14 protein-coding genes and 1 pseudogene are annotated in these 16,110 nt (G+C 71.1%); 12 read left to right on the top strand and 3 right to left on the bottom strand.

Annotated features, from left to right (window positions below):
* Nucleotides 1-98: 98 nt before the first annotated feature.
* Nucleotides 99-1,391 (bottom strand): DUF1015 domain-containing protein, encoded by a 1,293-nt coding sequence (locus ACIBK0_RS35505; RefSeq protein WP_399088901.1) that lies wholly within the window; start codon nucleotides 1,389-1,391, stop codon nucleotides 99-101.
* A 72-nt stretch (nucleotides 1,392-1,463) separates the two neighbouring features.
* On the opposite strand from ACIBK0_RS35505, the gene ACIBK0_RS35500 reads away from it, so the two are divergent.
* The 4 genes from ACIBK0_RS35500 to ACIBK0_RS35485 all read left to right on the top strand — a co-directional run bounded on the left by ACIBK0_RS35500 (nucleotide 1,464) and on the right by ACIBK0_RS35485 (nucleotide 5,901).
* On the top strand, nucleotides 1,464-2,492 hold the full coding sequence (locus tag ACIBK0_RS35500) for an HAD hydrolase-like protein (RefSeq protein ID WP_399088899.1): 1,029 nt from the start codon (nucleotides 1,464-1,466) through the stop codon (nucleotides 2,490-2,492).
* Nucleotides 2,493-2,891: 399 nt separating this feature from the next.
* Nucleotides 2,892-3,935, top strand: coding sequence for a FecCD family ABC transporter permease (locus ACIBK0_RS35495; RefSeq protein WP_399088897.1), 1,044 nt, complete (start codon nucleotides 2,892-2,894; stop codon nucleotides 3,933-3,935).
* Nucleotides 3,932-4,999 carry a FecCD family ABC transporter permease gene (locus tag ACIBK0_RS35490; RefSeq protein ID WP_399088895.1) on the top strand — a complete coding sequence of 356 codons (1,068 nt, stop codon included), beginning with the start codon at nucleotides 3,932-3,934 and terminating at the stop codon, nucleotides 4,997-4,999. The genes ACIBK0_RS35495 and ACIBK0_RS35490 overlap by 4 nt, the downstream gene beginning before the upstream one ends.
* Nucleotides 4,960-5,901: an ABC transporter ATP-binding protein gene (locus ACIBK0_RS35485; protein WP_399088893.1), complete on the top strand. Its 942-nt coding sequence runs from the start codon at nucleotides 4,960-4,962 to the stop codon at nucleotides 5,899-5,901. Before ACIBK0_RS35490 ends, ACIBK0_RS35485 begins: the two co-directional genes overlap by 40 nt.
* Here the strand turns inward: ACIBK0_RS35485 and ACIBK0_RS35480 are convergent.
* Complete coding sequence (locus ACIBK0_RS35480) at nucleotides 5,885-6,232, bottom strand: SCP2 sterol-binding domain-containing protein (RefSeq protein WP_399088891.1); 348 nt, start codon at nucleotides 6,230-6,232, stop codon at nucleotides 5,885-5,887. The two genes, ACIBK0_RS35485 and ACIBK0_RS35480, sit on opposite strands and share 17 nt — an antisense overlap.
* A 129-nt stretch (nucleotides 6,233-6,361) precedes the next feature.
* On the opposite strand from ACIBK0_RS35480, the gene ACIBK0_RS35475 reads away from it, so the two are divergent.
* The 8 genes and pseudogenes from ACIBK0_RS35475 (at nucleotide 6,362) to ACIBK0_RS35440 (ending at nucleotide 14,372) form a co-directional block, all read left to right on the top strand.
* Complete coding sequence (locus tag ACIBK0_RS35475; RefSeq protein ID WP_399088919.1) at nucleotides 6,362-6,691, top strand: hypothetical protein; 330 nt, start codon at nucleotides 6,362-6,364, stop codon at nucleotides 6,689-6,691.
* Between the two features lie 7 nt (nucleotides 6,692-6,698).
* A complete protein-coding gene (locus ACIBK0_RS35470; RefSeq protein WP_399088889.1) occupies nucleotides 6,699-7,514 on the top strand; it encodes a TlyA family RNA methyltransferase in 816 nt (271 codons plus the stop codon).
* Nucleotides 7,511-8,416: an NAD kinase gene (locus tag ACIBK0_RS35465; RefSeq protein WP_399088887.1), complete on the top strand. Its 906-nt coding sequence runs from the start codon at nucleotides 7,511-7,513 to the stop codon at nucleotides 8,414-8,416. The genes ACIBK0_RS35470 and ACIBK0_RS35465 overlap by 4 nt, the downstream gene beginning before the upstream one ends.
* Nucleotides 8,417-8,564: 148 nt before the next feature.
* Complete coding sequence (gene recN / locus ACIBK0_RS35460) at nucleotides 8,565-10,283, top strand: DNA repair protein RecN (protein WP_399088917.1); 1,719 nt, start codon at nucleotides 8,565-8,567, stop codon at nucleotides 10,281-10,283.
* A 183-nt stretch (nucleotides 10,284-10,466) separates the two neighbouring features.
* A pseudogene (locus ACIBK0_RS35455) lies at nucleotides 10,467-10,799 on the top strand (hypothetical protein); the annotation flags it as partial.
* A 595-nt stretch (nucleotides 10,800-11,394) separates the two neighbouring features.
* The gene (locus ACIBK0_RS35450) at nucleotides 11,395-12,078 is read left to right on the top strand and encodes a hypothetical protein (protein ID WP_399088885.1); all 684 of its coding nucleotides are present in this window, start codon (nucleotides 11,395-11,397) and stop codon (nucleotides 12,076-12,078) included.
* Nucleotides 12,079-12,254: 176 nt separating this feature from the next.
* Entirely contained in the window at nucleotides 12,255-12,548 is a 294-nt protein-coding gene (locus ACIBK0_RS35445; RefSeq protein ID WP_399088883.1) for a hypothetical protein, read from the top strand.
* Nucleotides 12,549-13,235: 687 nt separating this feature from the next.
* Complete coding sequence (locus ACIBK0_RS35440) at nucleotides 13,236-14,372, top strand: glycosyltransferase family 4 protein (protein WP_399088881.1); 1,137 nt, start codon at nucleotides 13,236-13,238, stop codon at nucleotides 14,370-14,372.
* 12 nt (nucleotides 14,373-14,384) lie between these two features.
* Here ACIBK0_RS35440 and ACIBK0_RS35435 read toward each other — a convergent pair whose 3' ends face one another.
* On the bottom strand, nucleotides 14,385-16,025 hold the full coding sequence (locus tag ACIBK0_RS35435) for a PucR family transcriptional regulator (protein ID WP_399088879.1): 1,641 nt from the start codon (nucleotides 16,023-16,025) through the stop codon (nucleotides 14,385-14,387).
* Between the last annotated feature and the right edge of the window lie 85 nt (nucleotides 16,026-16,110).

Genomic DNA, 16,110 nt, shown 5'->3' with positions numbered 1-16,110 from the left:
GCGCTGTCCTCGCCCCCCCGCGCCCGCCCCCCCCGCCCCCCCCCCGCGCGGGGGGGCGCGGCCGCCCCCCCCCCCCCCCCCCCCGCCCGTCGGCGTTTCTAGAGCGCGAGACCCCGCAACACCAGCCCGGAGGCGGGTTTGGGGCCGAACGACGTCGACTTGCGGGGCATCGTGACACCCTGGCGGGCGAGGTCGCGTACGACCTCCTCGTGGACCGGGTGCATCAGGACAGCCGTGCCGCCGTCGCGCTCCGCCTTCTCGACCGTGGCGGTCGTGTCGTGGATGTACGCGATGTGTTCGGGCGAGTCCTCCGGGATGCCCCAGATGTGGTCGAGGAGCGTGGCGTGCAGGACCGTCGCGTCCAGGCTGCGCCAGGCCTCGGGGTGCTCGGCCGGGATCGTACGGGCAAGGAGGTCCGGGTCCGGACGGTCGACCAGGTGGAAGGCGCCGTCGCCGGCGAGGAGGAAGGCGTTTCCTTCGGCGGCCGCCGCGGAAAGGGCCTCCAGGGCCTTGGGGAGGGGAACGCCGAGGTGGCGTACCCGGAAGGAGTCCGTGAGCGCGGCCAGCGCGTCGGAGACCGGCAGCCGGTGCAGCAGCCGGTGGATCGCGCGGACACGCAGCGGAAAGCGCAGGGTGTCCACCAGGAGGACCAGGCCGTAGTCCCAGGGGCTGGGAGACGGGTGCTCCGCGCGTAGACGCAGGTACGTTGCCCAGCGATGGTGGCCGTCGGCGATGAGCGCCTGGTGCTGGAGGAGATCTGTCTGGATCTCCTCCAGCTCGGCCGGATCGGTGACGGCCCACAGACGGTGGCTGAAGCCGTCCTCCGTGGTCGTCGACAGCAGCGGCGGACGTTCGGCGGTGCGTTCGATGACGGCCGCCGTGCCGACCCGGGAACCGTTGCCTCGGTAGGTGAGCAGCAGGGGTTCGAGGTTGGCGGAAGTGGCGCGCATCAGGGCCGCGCGCTCCGCGACGACGTGCGGCATCACGTCCTCGTGCGGGAGGACGACGCAGTCCGACGGCTCCGACAGGCGCAGGGCGCCGATGACGCCGCGTTGCAGCAGGTCGCCGTCGCGCTGCTCGTACACGTACAGGCCCGGCTCGGCATCGGTCGTCAGGACGCCTTCCGACAGCCAGCGGCTCAAGGTCTCGGCCGCTTGCCGGTTGCGGGCGGCGGGGGTGCCGTCCTGGGGGAGGATCAGCCGGACGATGTTGTGCGGGTCGGCGGATTCGAGTTCGAGCAGGCCGTCGGGCCGCACGATGACGTCATACGGCGGGGACGTCACGGCGGCGAGGCTGCCGACCCGGTCGGGGTCGTAGCGCAGGCCTCGGAACGGGGTCAGTTCGAGGCCGCTGCGCGCCGGTGTTTCCTCCTCGGGACCTGCATAGTTCATTGAGGCATCGTAAGTGCGTCAGTGGCATGCGCGATGATCGGGGGAATGGGATCGAACGAGGAGCGATGTGTAATGAGCCAGACCGTCAGGACGCGGCCCGAGGGCAGTGGCCAGGCCCTGAGCAAGGCGTACGACACGGCGCTGCTCGATCTGGACGGGGTGGTGTACGCGGGCGGCAACGCGATTGCGTACGCCGTGGAGTCCCTGGCCACGGCCCGCTCGGGCGGTATGCATCTCGCGTACGTCACGAACAACGCGCTGCGTACTCCGGACGTGGTGGCCGAGCACCTGACGGAGCTGGGGATACCGACAGAGGCCTCCGACGTCATCACCTCGGCGCAGGCTGCCGCCCGGCTCATCAGCGAGCAGGTGCCCGCGGGCGCGCGCGTCCTGGTCATCGGCGGAGAGGGGCTGCGGGTCGCGTTGCGCGAGCGCGGGCTCGAACCGGTCGAATCGGCCGACGACGATCCGGCGGCGGTCGTCCAGGGGTTCGGCGGCGCCGACCTGCCCTGGGGGCGCTTCGCTGAGGCGTGCTACGCCATCGCGCGCGGGGTGCCGTGGTTCGCCTCCAACACCGATCTGACGATCCCGAGCGCGCGAGGCATCGCTCCGGGGAACGGCGCGGCGGTCGAGGTCGTCCGCATCGCCACGGGCGCCGAGCCGCAGGTGGCGGGCAAGCCGCTGCCCCCGATGCACCGCGAGACGATCCTGCGGACCGGGGCCAAGCGGCCGCTGGTGGTCGGCGACCGGCTGGACACGGACATCGAGGGCGCGTTCAACGGAGAGGTGGACTCGCTGCTCGTGCTCACCGGTGTGACGGACGGCGCGCAGCTCCTCGCGGCCCCGCCGCAGCATCGGCCGACGTACGTCGACGCGGATCTGCGCGGTCTGCTCACCGGGCAGCCGGAGGTCGTGGAGGCGGGCGACGGGTTCCGCTGCGGCGGCTGGACCGTCACGGCCGGTAGCGAGCGTCTGGAGCTGGAGGGCGACGGCGAGGCCCTCGACGGGCTGCGGGCGCTGTGCGCGGCGGCGTGGACGGCGGCCGGGCAGGGCACGTGCGAGCTGGACGGGGGGAAGGCGTTGGCGCGGCTGGGGCTTTGAGCACCCCCGGACATCCGGCAGCAGGGCTCTTGACGGCTCATCGGGGGCTGCTCGGGCGCTCAGGCGATGCCTCAAGGATTGGCGTGGCGCTCAGGCGACGCTTCAAGGACCGGCCGGGCATTCGGGAAATTCACCGACGCCCGCTCGGACATTCGGGTGAGTCATCAGTCACGGCTCGAGCCATCGACGGCTCATCGGTGATTGCCGGGGCGTCCCGACGACTCATCGGCGTGCCCGGGCGCTCGGGCGGCTCAACAGTGCTTGTCCGGGCGCCCTGGCGGCTCATCAGCGACGGACTCGGCAATCGACTGCTCACCAGTGCCCCACTCAGGCACTCTGCGGCCCTCTGGTGGTGACGGGGCATCGAGCCGGTATGCGAGGGTAGGCTAACCTAACCTCGTGTTGGTCGACGGTCCTCCCGAACAGCGCGCGGAGATCGCCCCCGCGCCCCCAACCCGCCGGGCGATACGTGCCTTTGGGCTCCTGGCGTCCGTGGGTGTCCTGGTGCTCGTCGCCCTGGCGAGTATCGCGATCGGTGCGAAGGCGCTGCCGCTTGACCAGGTCTGGCACGGCCTTTTCCACGACTCGGGGACGTACGCCGACGTTGTGGTCGCCGATCGGATCTCCCGCACCGTCCTCGGGTTGCTGGTCGGCGCCGCGCTCGGGTTGTCCGGTGCTGTCCTCCAGGCGCTCACCCGCAATCCGCTGGCCGACCCCGGACTGCTCGGCATCAACGCGGGCGCGTCCGCCGCGGTCGTCACCGCCATCACGTATTTCGGCGTCACGAGTCTGAGTGGCTACGTCTGGTTCGCCTTCTTCGGGGCGGCGACGGTCGGTGTCCTCGTCTGGTTCCTGGGCGGCAGCCGGGGTGCGACGCCGGTACGGCTCGCGCTCGCGGGCACCGCTATCAGCGCCGCTCTCTACGGCTACCTCCAGGCCGTGATGATCATGGACGACGCTGCGCTCGGCAAGATGCGCTTCTGGACCGTCGGTTCGCTGGCGTCGGCCACCGACACGACCATCAAGCAGGTCGTGCCGTTCCTCGCGGTCGGCACGATCGTCGCGCTGGCTCTCGCCCGGCCGCTGAACGCCCTGGCCATGGGCGACGACACCGCCCGCGCGCTCGGCGCCCACCTGAACCGCACCCGCGCGCTGTCCATGGCCGCCGCGACCGTGCTGTGCGGTGCCGCGACCGCCGCCTGCGGGCCGATCGTCTTCGTCGGGCTGATGGTCCCCCACGTCGTGCGGTCCTTCACCGGGCCCGACCTGCGCTGGATCCTGCCGTACGCCACCGTCCTGTCGCCCGTGCTGCTGCTCGGCGCCGATGTGCTCGGACGGATGGTCGCCCGGCCCGCGGAGCTGCAGGTCGGCATTGTCACCGCGGTCCTGGGCGGCCCGGTCTTCATCTATCTCGTACGACGGCGGAGGACGGCGCAGCTGTGACCACACGGACGACCACAGGTAAGCCGACCTCCGCCCTTCGGTCGGTCCGCACGCCCGGCGGTCTCTCCGTCCGGCTCGACGCCCGGGCGCTCACCGTCGTCGTGCTGCTGCTGGTGGCCGCGCTCGCCGCGAGTGTGGTGCTGATCGGCACCGGCGACTTCCCGATCCCGGCCGTCGACGTCCTCAAGACGCTGGTCGGCAACGGCAGCGCGAGCCAGGAGTTCATCGTCAACGACCTGCGGCTGCCGCGGGTTCTCGTCGGTCTGCTCGTCGGGGCCTCGCTCGGGCTCGGCGGGGCGCTCTTCCAGTCCATCTCCCGTAATCCGCTGGGCAGTCCGGACGTACTGGGCCTCGGGCAGGGCTCGACTGCCGGCGCGCTCGTGATGATCGTGCTGTTCTCGGGGAGCGCGAACCAGGTCGCTCTCGGGGCGCTCGTCGGCGGTCTCGTGACCGGATTCGTCATTTATCTGCTCGCCTGGAAGCGGGGTGTGCACGGTTATCGGCTGGTCCTGGTCGGTATCGGTGTCTCCGCGATCGTCACGGCGGTCAACGGCTACCTGCTCACCAAGGCCGACATCGTCGACGCGGCCCGCGCGGTCGTGTGGATGACCGGCTCGCTCAACGGCCGTGACTGGGACCAGGTCTGGCCGCTGCTCGTCATGTGCGCCGTCCTGGTGCCGCTCGTCCTGGGCAATGCGCGCGGGCTGCGCATGATGGAGATGGGCGACGACGTCTCGTACGCCCTCGGAGTGCGGGTCGAGCGGACGCGGCTGCTGCTGATGCTGGCCGCGGTGCTGCTCACCGCGGGCGCCACCGCCGCCGCGGGTCCCGTCGGCTTCGTGGCGCTCACCGCGCCGCAGCTGGCCCGACGGCTGACCCGGTCGCCCGGACCGAACCTGGTGCCGTCGATGTGCATGGGCGCGACCCTGCTGATCGTCGCGGACTGGGCCTCCCAGCGGGCCTTCGGCGCCGACCAACTGCCCGTCGGCGTCGTGACCGGAGTCCTGGGCGGGGTCTATCTGCTGTGGCTCCTTGTCACCGAGCGCAAGGCAGGCCGGATGTGAACACCAAGAGGAGCGCTACGACTGTGAACCGCCTGTCCGCCGACAACGTCACCCTCGGCTACGACCAGCGCGTCATCGCGGAGAAGTTGTCGGTGGAGATCCCCGACAACTCCTTCACCGTGATCGTCGGTCCGAACGCCTGCGGCAAGTCCACGCTGCTGCGTGCCCTTTCGCGGATGCTGAAGCCCTCCGAGGGGCGGGTGCTGCTCGACGGGCAGGTCATCCAGACGATGCCGGCGAAGAAGGTGGCCCGCACGCTCGGACTGTTGCCGCAGTCGTCGATCGCGCCGGACGGGATCACTGTCGGCGACCTGGTCGGCCGGGGCCGCTATCCGCATCAGGGGCTGCTGCGCCAGTGGTCGACGGAGGACGAACGGGTGGTGCAGGAGTCGATGGCCTCGACCGGGGTCGCCGAGCTCGCCGATCGCTATGTCGACGAATTGTCGGGCGGCCAGCGGCAACGCGTGTGGATCGCGATGGCGCTCGCGCAGCAGACCCCACTGCTGCTCCTGGACGAGCCGACGACCTATCTCGACGTTCAGCACCAGATCGACGTGCTGGACCTGTGTGCGGAGCTTCACGAGGAGCAGGGGCGGACGCTGGTCGCGGTCCTGCACGACCTCAATCACGCCGCCCGGTACGCCACCCATCTCATCGCTCTGCGGGACGGCGAGGTCATCGCCGAGGGCGCGCCGAACGACATCGTCACGGCCGAGCTGGTCGAGCGCGTCTTCGGCCTGCGCTGCCAGGTCATCGACGACCCGGAGACGGGGACGCCGCTGGTGGTGCCTGCGGCACGCAAGGCGCGTACGGCCGCCTCGGTATCGGCTGTGTCGGCTGCATCGGCAGCGTCGTCATCGGCTGCATCCGGATCGGCTGTATCGGCTAGAGAAGGGTCCTGAGGCGGAACAGGTCGCGCAGGCCCGCCTCCAGCTTCACCCGGCCCGAGCCCCAGGCCTTCGCGAAGTTCAGGTCGCCGTTCACCATCGAGACCAGGTCGTCGCCCTTCATCGTGAGCCGGATCTCGGCCTTCTCGCGGGGTGGGCCCTGGAGCGTGTCGAGCACCTCGATCCGGCCGTCCTTGAGACGGCCCACGAAGGTGATGTCCAGGTCGGTGATACGGCAGCTCAGCGAGCGGTCCAGGGCCGCAGCGCTGCGTACGTCCCCTTCGGCGCCCGCAAGGTTGTCCGAGAGCTTGTCGAGTGCGGTACGGCACTCCTCAATCGTCGCCATCGTGATCGACGGTACCGCAGCGCTTCGCGGTAGCGTCGGGGCATGAGCGACTCATTGCCGGAGACCGAGGTCCGGCAGGACGTGCGGCCACCGGAGCCCGGCATTTCCTTCGAATCGGACGCCGGTCCCGTGGCCGGGCCCGGACCGGAGGCCGCACTCGAACCCGAGGCAGGCGCTGCGGCCGGACCCGATCCGGACGGCGAACCGGGTTCCGGGCTCGCCGTCGAACCCTCGTACGACCCCGCCGCTCCGGCTCCGCTGAACGTGGACCGCACTCCCACCGGCAACGCCGACGTCGACGCCCAGCTCGGTCGGCTGGCCGATGCCGACCACCTCGCCACGGACGGACATGTCGAGGTGTACGAGGATGTACACGGGGGGCTGCGCGACGCGCTCACCGCGCTCGACGCCCGCCCGGGACCTCCGGCGCCCCCCGCACCGTACGACCGCAGGAGCTGAACCGAACGTGGCAGGAGTGGCACGCCGCCGTCTCGACGCCGAGCTGGTCCGCCGGAAGCTCGCGCGTTCGCGCGAGCACGCCAGCCAGCTGATCGCCGCCGGGCGGGTCACCGTCGGCAAGACCGTCGCGACCAAGCCGGCCACACAGGTGGAGACCGCGGCCGCCATCGTCGTCGTCCAGGACGACAGCGATCCCGACTACGTGTCGCGGGGCGGCCACAAACTCGCAGGTGCGCTGGCGGCCTTCGTGCCCCAAGGGCTGAAGGTCGAGGGCCGGCGCGCGCTGGACGCCGGAGCGTCCACCGGAGGCTTCACCGACGTGCTGCTGCGCGCGGGCGCCGCCCATGTCGTCGCCGTGGACGTCGGTTACGGACAACTTGCCTGGTCTCTTCAGAGCGATGAACGCGTCACCGTCAAGGACCGTACGAACGTACGCGAGTTGACGTTGGAGGCGATCGATGGGGAGCCCGTGGATCTTGTCGTCGGCGATCTGTCCTTCATCCCGCTCGGACTGGTGCTGCCCGCCCTGGTGCGGTGCGCGGCGCCGGATGCCGACCTGGTGATGATGGTGAAGCCGCAGTTCGAGGTGGGGAAGGAACGGCTGGGGAGCGGCGGCGTCGTACGCAGCCCCGAACTGCGCGCGGAAACCGTGCGCGCAGTGGCCGAACGAGCCCGGGAACTGGGGCTCGGAGTGCAGGGTGTGACCGCAAGCCCGTTGCCCGGACCCTCGGGCAACGTCGAGTACTTTCTGTGGCTGCGTGCCGGGGCACCCGAACTCGACCCGGCCGACGTTGACCGTGCAGTGGCGGAGGGGCCGCGTTGACACAGACCCGAGCTCGTACTGTTTTCCTGCTGGCCCACACCGGGCGGCCGGCAGCCATCCGCAGCGCCGAGTTGGTCGTCCAGGGGCTGTTGCGCTCCGGGATCGGCGTACGGGTGCTGGAGGCCGAAGCGGCCGATCTGCCGCTGCCGGGCGAGGTGGAGCTCGTCAAGGAGGCGACTCCACAGTGCCTCGACAGCTGCGAACTGCTGATCGTGCTGGGTGGTGACGGCACGCTGCTGCGCGGCGCCGAGTTCGCCCGCGCCTCCGGGGTGCCGATGCTCGGCGTCAACCTCGGCCGCGTCGGTTTCCTCGCGGAGGCCGAGCGCGACGACCTCGACAAGGTGGTCGACCGGGTCGTCACCAAGGCGTACGAGGTCGAGGAGCGCATGACCGTCGATGTCGTCGTGCACCAGAACGGCGACATCGTGCACACCGACTGGGCGCTGAACGAGGCGGCCGTGCAGAAGGTGTCCGCCGAGAAGCTCCTCGAAGTGGTGCTGGAGATCGACGGGCGGCCGGTGACGGGCTTCGGCTGCGACGGCATCGTCTGCGCGACCCCGACCGGCTCGACGGCGTACGCCTTCTCCGCAGGCGGGCCCGTGGTGTGGCCCGAGGTCGAAGCGCTGCTCATGGTGCCGATCAGCGCGCACGCGCTGTTCGCCAAGCCGTTGGTGACGTCGCCCGACTCCGTGCTCGCGGTGGAGGTGCTGCCGCACATCCCGCCGGGCGTGCTGTGGTGCGACGGGCGGCGGACCGTGGAGCTGCCGCCGGGAGCGCGGGTGGAGGTGCGGCGGGGGGCTGTGCCGGTTCGGCTGGCCCGGCTGCACCATGCGTCGTTCACCGATCGTTTGGTGGCGAAGTTCGCCCTGCCGGTTTCCGGGTGGCGCGGGGCGCCGCATTAGACGTACGACGGCTTGTACGGCAGCCCACTCCCGCGGGTGACAACGGCCTCTTTGTGGGGCCTTGTCACCTGCGCCTTCGCGGCGGCGGGGCGGGGCCCGTCGCACACCCGGGTCCCGACCTCGTAAGGTCGTGTCCGTGTTGGAGGAGATGCGGATACGGTCGCTCGGAGTCATCGACGACGCGGTCGTCGAGCTGTCGCCCGGCTTCACCGCCGTGACCGGTGAGACCGGTGCGGGCAAGACGATGGTGGTCACCAGCCTCGGGCTGCTGCTGGGCGGGCGCGCGGACCCGGCCCTCGTACGGATCGGCGCCAAGAACGCCGTCGTGGAGGGGCGGATCGCCGTACCCACGGGCGGGACGGCCGTCGTACGGGCCGAGGAGGCCGGGGCCGAGCTCGACGACGGGGCGCTGCTGATCAGCCGTACCGTTTCGGCCGAGGGACGGTCGCGGGCGCACCTGGGCGGGCGTTCCGTGCCGGTGGGTGTGCTCGCCGAGCTCGCCGACGAGCTTGTCGCCGTGCACGGGCAGACCGACCAGCAGGGACTGCTCAAGCTGTCCCGGCAACGGCAGGCGCTCGACCGGTACGCGGGCGACGCGGTCGCCGTGCCGCTCGCCAAGTACGCGGGCGCCTACCGGCGGCTGCGTGCCATCTCGGCCGAGCTGGACGAGATCACCACACGCGCGCGTGAGCGGGCCCAGGAAGCCGACATGCTGCGCTTCGGGCTCGACGAGATCGCGGCGGTCGAGCCGCGGGCGGGCGAGGACGTGGAGCTGGCCGCCGAGGCCGAGCGCCTCGGCCACGCCGAGGCGCTCGCGTCGGCCGCCACGGCCGCGCACGCCGCGCTCGCGGGCAATCCCGAGGACCCGGAGGGCATCGACGCCACCACGCTCGTCGCGGGGGCGCACCGGGCTCTGGAGGCCGTACGGTCGCACGACTCCGCATTGGCCGCGCTGTCCGGGCGGATCGGGGAGATCGGCATTCTGCTGGGCGACGTGGCGGGCGAACTGGCGGGGTACGCCGACGACCTCGACGCCGATCCCCTGCGGCTCGCGGCGGTCGAGGAGCGCCGGGCCTCGCTCACCCAGCTGACCCGGAAGTACGGCGAGGACATCGACGCCGTACTGGCCTGGGCCGAGCAGGGCGCCGCGCGGCTCACCGAGCTCGACGGCGACGACGAGCGGATCGACGAGCTGACCGCCGAGCGGGACGCGCTGCGGACCGAACTGGGCGGGCTCGCCCAGGCGTTGACGGATGCTCGTACGGAGGCCGCCGAGCGGTTCGCCGCCGCCGTGACCGCCGAGCTGGCCTCGCTCGCCATGCCGCACGCGCGCGTGTCGTTCGAGATCCGGCAGACCGACGACCCCGAGGGCGTGGAGGTCGGCGGGCGCACGGTCGCGTACGGGCCCGCCGGCGTCGACGAGGTCGAGCTGCTGCTCGCCCCGCATCCCGGAGCGCCGCCGCGGCCGATCGCCAAGGGGGCCTCGGGCGGTGAGCTGTCGCGCGTGATGCTCGCGGTGGAGGTCGTGTTCGCAGGTACGGATCCTGTGCCGACGTACTTGTTCGACGAGGTCGACGCGGGGGTCGGCGGCAAGGCAGCGGTCGAGATCGGGCGGCGGTTGGCGCGGCTCGCGAAGACCGCGCAGGTGGTCGTGGTGACGCATCTGCCGCAGGTGGCCGCGTTCGCCGACCGGCAGTTGCTCGTCGAGAAGACCAACGACGGGTCGGTGACCCGGTCCGGGGTCAAGGTCCTTCAGGGCGAGGACCGGATCCGTGAGCTGTCCCGGATGCTTGCGGGGCAGGAGGACTCGGAGACTGCTCGGGCGCATGCGGAGGAGTTGTTGGCCACCGCTCGGGCCGACGGGTAGCCGTCGGCGGGCCATCTTCTTCGCCGCTCTGCGCCGGAGCTTGGACCGTTGTGCGGTGTGGCTTGGACCGTTGTGCGGTCCAGGTCTCCGCCGGTCTGCGGCGCGTTTCCCGCCCGCTCACCCCTCTCGACCGCTCCGCTGTTCCCGCATCCGGCCCGCTCTGCGGGCCTTTAGGGTTCCGGTATGAGCATCTTTGTGGGTCGGGGCGCCACTTTCAGCACGGCTGCGGCGGCCACCCGAGCGGGAATCGCCGCCCTGCGTTCCAAGGCGCCGGGCGGGCCCACCCGTTGGGAGCGCAAGAACTTCGCCGGGCGCACCGTCGAGCTGTACGCGGGCCCCGCGGCGGCCCTCGGCGCGGCGCTCGGGGCCGCGCGGGTCCGGCCTGCCGCCGGGTTCGCGGTTGTGGCCGCCGGCGTGTGTGGCGCGTACGACGATGCCGTGGGCGTGGATGACCCCCGGCGTGGGTTCCGGGCACACCTGGGGGCTCTGCGGGACGGTGATGTCAGCGGGCACGCGGCGAACCCCAACGTGGCCTCCTTAACCGCGCCCCTGGACCAAGGCGACGAGCAGCAGCTACCAGGGCCGCGAGTCCCGAAGCGGATCGTGTTCGCCAACCGGCGATGTGCCGGCGCCCTGTCATCGAGCCCCGCAGCCCGGCACCGGCACCCATGACCCGCGAAGCCCTCGCCGACGTGAACCCCTCCTCCAATCAAGCAGCGTCAACCGCCATGCCCCTACCAGCTCCCCAGGTCACGCGCGGTCAACCGGCGCACGCCCGTGGGTGACCAACCCGACGCACGCCGGACACGCCCATGACCGTACCGAGTCGAGGGGGACGAATACGAGTCCTGGCTGAGCCCACTCCTGAAGGACTGAAAGCAATGAGTAGTGACCTACGGCAGCGGGCTGAATCAAGACAGAGGCAACGGACGAAATGACTCGGGCGCCAAACCGCAGCGCGATCAAAGTGTTTGGAAAATCCGAGAATTGGTGTCGTCTACCTCAACTCCACCTCAGAAGATCAGCGGAATCTTCGCTACCGACATGACCCTGACATACGGTCAACGTATCCGAACTGCCACGAGGGCAGTCCCCACCGGATAGGTGTCTTGTGGACATATCTGCACGTCGCACCGTCTTTCTCTCCTCTACCGCGCTGCTGCTCTGTGCGGCCTTGACCAGTCCCGCGCTGGCGGCAGACGAGAGAACGACTCCTTCACCCTCGGCCTCTGCACCGGCCGATGACACGGTCATCAACACCGCGCCGCCCGAGGAACCCGAGGAAAACGTCACCGAAGTCCCCGAGGAAGCGGTCACCGAGCCAGCGGAAGAGTCTCCGTCCCCGGGCAACTCGCCCAACCGCCCGGACTGTAGCCCGACTACGTTTATCTACAAACCCACATCTCAGGGCAACAAGTACCACAGCGGTGTAGGGCCCACGAACGCGAACTACAACGGCACTTCCAGGACCGCCAGGTCGACCTTCACGTCGGAGGTGACGGGCTCGGTAACCGTCGGCGTCAGTGGTGAATTGGATACCTCGATCAACACCATGATCGCCAAGATCGAGGCCAAGTTCAACATCAATCTGTCATTGTCGCTCACGGCCAAACTCGGCAACTCGATCTCCGTAGACACGCCGTCACACAAGACCACCCACGCCAGGTACGGCGTCTGGCGGCTCAAGCACACAGGCCAGAGCTGGATAGTCCACGCCAATTGCACGTCCACTCCGAAGCACACCGTAGTCAGCTACTCCCCCTACCGGGTCGGCTGGTACCTGTGGGAAAACTGAGGGTACTCACGGCGGCCGGAGGGCTGGCAGCAGTAGTGGTGCTGGCTGGCTGCACCAGTGGCCAGGACGACGCCTCGCCCCCTGCCCACACGCCCTCGTCTCGTTCTGCATCGTCGCCCACGGGGTCGCCTGGCCGTGCCGAGCACGTTCCCGGAGAGACCGTCACCAAGGCGCCAGTGCTTCCAGACGGCAAGGTCGTAGCACAGGCCGCGAACGCCAGCGGCAACCGAGAACTGGAGATCCGGGGCGGAATCAAGGCCGGGGCACTCTCGGTCCTCGTGAATTGCGAAGGCCAGGGAAAACTGACCGTCTCCGTGCAACCGGTCGGGTTGAGCTTTCCCCTTGAATGCGTGGGCGGAGAGGTCAGCAGCACCTTCAACCAACTGGGCCTGAAGCGCTCCCGCGAACAGGGCACGGTGAACGTTACCGCTCCGTCCAGCGTTCACTGGGCACTCACCGTCGGACAATAAGCGAATGGAGCCCGGCAACGATTGCTGGCTCCAGGCTCGGTGCGTGGTTCCGGCTCTCCGCACTGGCTGCACCAGCCGAGTGCCCTGTACGGCCTGCGTACCTTGAACGAGGCCGAATGCTCGGTATGTAGCGCCGCGCTCTGTGCGGAACCCTGGGCTCGCACGATTCCCTGGGCTCGGCACGTGCCCCGGGCTCCGCACGTGCCCCCGCCCGCGCAGGCGGCGCCTCTGAGCGCATGGTGCCTCGCTCCGTCCCGCCCCGGCCGGCCCGCCCACCAGGACGGACAGTTGCCACTACGCGTCGCCCACCGCTCGGCGCGCCCCGGCGCGCTGATGACGGCGAGTACGCGCCCCCCCCGCGACCCACACCCCCTCGCTTCACTGCGAGCCCACCGACCACCCCCAACGTCTTTCGACGACTTCCCAGCACCGCAGCGCCCTTCAACAGCCAACCCTCAACGCCCAAACCCACCCAAATCCCCCGCACTTCTCACTCGTGTGAGTGACTACCTCCGGCGAGTTGCCCAAGTCGTCGCGACCGTCGTCCGGCGGCGGTCCCGGAACACCCGTGCGGCCTGGCATCCTTGGCGTAGTACGCGGAGCACGACGTGCGGCACACCCCCCTCTGCGCGATCCTTCTGTACGTTCTTCGTGACCGTCCGACGCCGAACCAGGAGCCCCGGCCACGTGAGCCACGTGAGCAGCCACTCACCGCACGGCCAGTCGCCGCTGCGCACCGTGCAGGTGCTCGGCGGTGGGAGCGCGGGCAGTAGCGCGCATGTGCGGTCGCTGGCCTCCGGGCTCGTCGCCCGGGGGGTGCGGGTCACCGTGTGCGCTCCCGCCGAGGCCGATCGTGCGTATGGGTTCACCGGTGTGGGCGCGCAGCACGTTCCGGTGCCGCGCAGCAGCGACCCGGCCTCCGTGGCCGCGCTGCGGACGGCCTGCACGGACGCCGACCTGGTGCACGCGCACGGGCTGCACGCGGCGCTGCGGGCCGCGCTCGCGCTGAGCGGGCGGCGCGTGCCGCTCGTCGTCACCTGGCACACGCGCGCGCACGCGGAGGGGGCTCGGGCCCATCTGCTGCGGCTCCTCGAGCGGCGGGTGGCCCGGGCCGCCGCCGTGGTGCTGGGGACCTCGTCCGACCTCGTGGACCGCGCCCGCAGCAGGGGAGCGCGCGACGCACGGCTCGCCGCCGTCGCCTTCCCCGCGCCGCGTATGCCCGTCGAGCAAGGCGACCCCGACCGGCTGCGGCCCAAGGCGCGGGCCGAACTCGGTGCCACCGACCGGCCGTTGCTCATGGCCGTCGGCTCGCTCGAACGGCATCGTGGTTACGACACTCTGCTGGACGCCGCCCGCGCCTGGCGTCGCCTCGATCCGCTGCCGCTGCTCGTGATCGCGGGGGAGGGGCCGCTGCGGACGGTTCTGCAGCGCCGTATCGAGGACGAAGGGCTGCCCGTCCGGCTGATCGGCCGGCGCGAGGACATCACGGAGCTCCTCGCGGCCGCCGATCTGGCGCTGCTGACCAGCAGTTGGGAATCCCGCTCCGTACTCGCGCAAGAGGCCCTCCACGCGCGCGTGCCGCTCGTCGCGACCGCGGTCGGCGGCATTCCCGAACTGGTCGGCGACGCTGCCGAACTCGTCCCGTACGGTGACGCGCAGGCGCTCGCCGACGCAGTCGTGGGCCTCCTCGGCGACCCCGGACGCCGGGAGCTCTTCAAGGAGAAGGGCGCCCGACAGGCCGCCACCTGGCCCACCGAGGACGAGACCGTGGCTCAAGTACTCAGCGTCTATGACGAGTTGACCCAACCCAGGCCCCTTGGCTAGGGGACGTCCGGGCTAGAGGACATGTCGGCGCGCCCGCAACGCCAGGCTCAACGCCAGGACCGTCTGGGGGTCGTCCAGGTCCGTGCCCAGCAATTCCCCGATCCGGGCAAGGCGGTTGTAGAGGGTCTGCCGGTTCAGGTGCAGCTCGCGGGCCGTCTCCGCCTTGCGGCCCGCATGGGCCAAGTACGTCTCCAGGGTGGGCAGCAGCGGCGGCTTGGAGCGGCTGTCGTGGTCGCGGAGGGGGCCGATCGCGCGGTCCACGAAGGCTGCCAGGTCCGGGTGGTCGCGAAGGCGCCACAGGAGCAGGTCGATGTCCAGGCGGCGTGCGTCGTACCACGGGCGGTCCGAGAGGCCCTGTGCCGCCGTCGCCGTCTCCGCCGCGTGCCGCAGGCCCGCCGAGGCGGCCGCCCAGCCGCCGGCGACCCCGACCACCACCACCGGCGGCTGCGCGCCGGGCCGTTGCATGCCCGCGCGCTCCACGCCCGCCCGCAGCGCCGCCGCGACCCGGTCCGCCACGGCCGCGCGTTCGGACTCCGAGCGCAGGCCCAGAAGCAGCGGGACACGGCCCTCGACCGGACGTACGCCCAGAAGGACCGGGACTCCCACGGAGGCCAGCTCCTCGGCGACCGCGCGGGCCAGGACCGCCCAGCCGCCGCCGGGGGACAGGCCGTCGGCGAGCCGCATGACAACCGGCATGAGCGGGCTGCTGCCGGGTTTGAAGCCGAGCACGCGGGCCTGCGCGGGCGCGTCCTCGGCCTCGATGCGGCCCTCCGCGAGGTCGGTGAGGAAGTCGCCGCGCCCGCGCGCCGCGAGCTCCTCCTCCTGTCGGGCCTGCATGAGGACGACGGCCAGGATGCCCGCGGCCCGCTCGGCGGCGATCCGGTGCACCGGTGCCACGGGGGAGCTGACGGGCAGGAGGACCAGCCGGGCCCGTACCGAGCCCGTGCCGGGGCCGCCGCCGGGCACGTCCACGAGGGTCGTTCCGGCGGGCGGCTGCTCCTTGTGCTGGCCGCGCAGTCCCTCCCACACCTGGAGCGGATCGGCGCCGGCGGAGCCGGCCCCGGCGGCGTACAGGAGCTGGCCCTCCGCCGTCTCGAGGAAGACGGGATTACTGCTGAAGTCCGCGAGGATGCCGAGGACTTGGGGGACTCCGCCGCCGCCGAGGAGGGCTTCGGTACATCGTCGGTGCACCTCCTCGGCCTGCTGGAGCAGCGCGTAGTGACCGTTGACGATCTCGGTGTGGATCTCCTCCGTGACCGTCACGAAGGGCACCTCGCGGTGCAGCTGGACCAGCGGGAGGCCGGCGCTGCGTGCCGTCTCCACGAGGGCCGCGGGCAGCCGGGTGAAGCGCGGCCCGAGCTCCACGACGAGCGCCGCGATGCCTCGTTCGGCGAGGGTGCGGACGAAGACGCGCTGTTCGGCCGGGCGGGTGCCGAGGCCGTAGCCCGTGGTCAGCAGGAGTTCGCCGCCTTTGAGCAGCGAGGCGATGTTCGGGACCTCGCCCGCGTGCACCCAGCGCACGGTGCGCTGCAGTCGGTCGGCCCCCGCGAGGATCTCCGGCAGCCCACTACGCAGCCCGGGCAGTTCCAGCGCCCGCTGCACGGTGATTCCGGCGCCCTGGGTGTCGTAACGGCTGTCCATACGGCTGTCCATGCAGCGGACGCTACCCGCGGTCGCGCTGCGGGGACATATCCGACCGGTTTACGGGAGCCGACGCGGGCGGCATGTGCGCGACAAT

It is taken from the genome of Streptomyces sp. NPDC050564, assembly GCF_044457265.1.
Lineage (GTDB): Bacteria > Actinomycetota > Actinomycetes > Streptomycetales > Streptomycetaceae > Streptomyces.
This window is presented reverse-complemented; position numbering and strand designations above follow the sequence as displayed.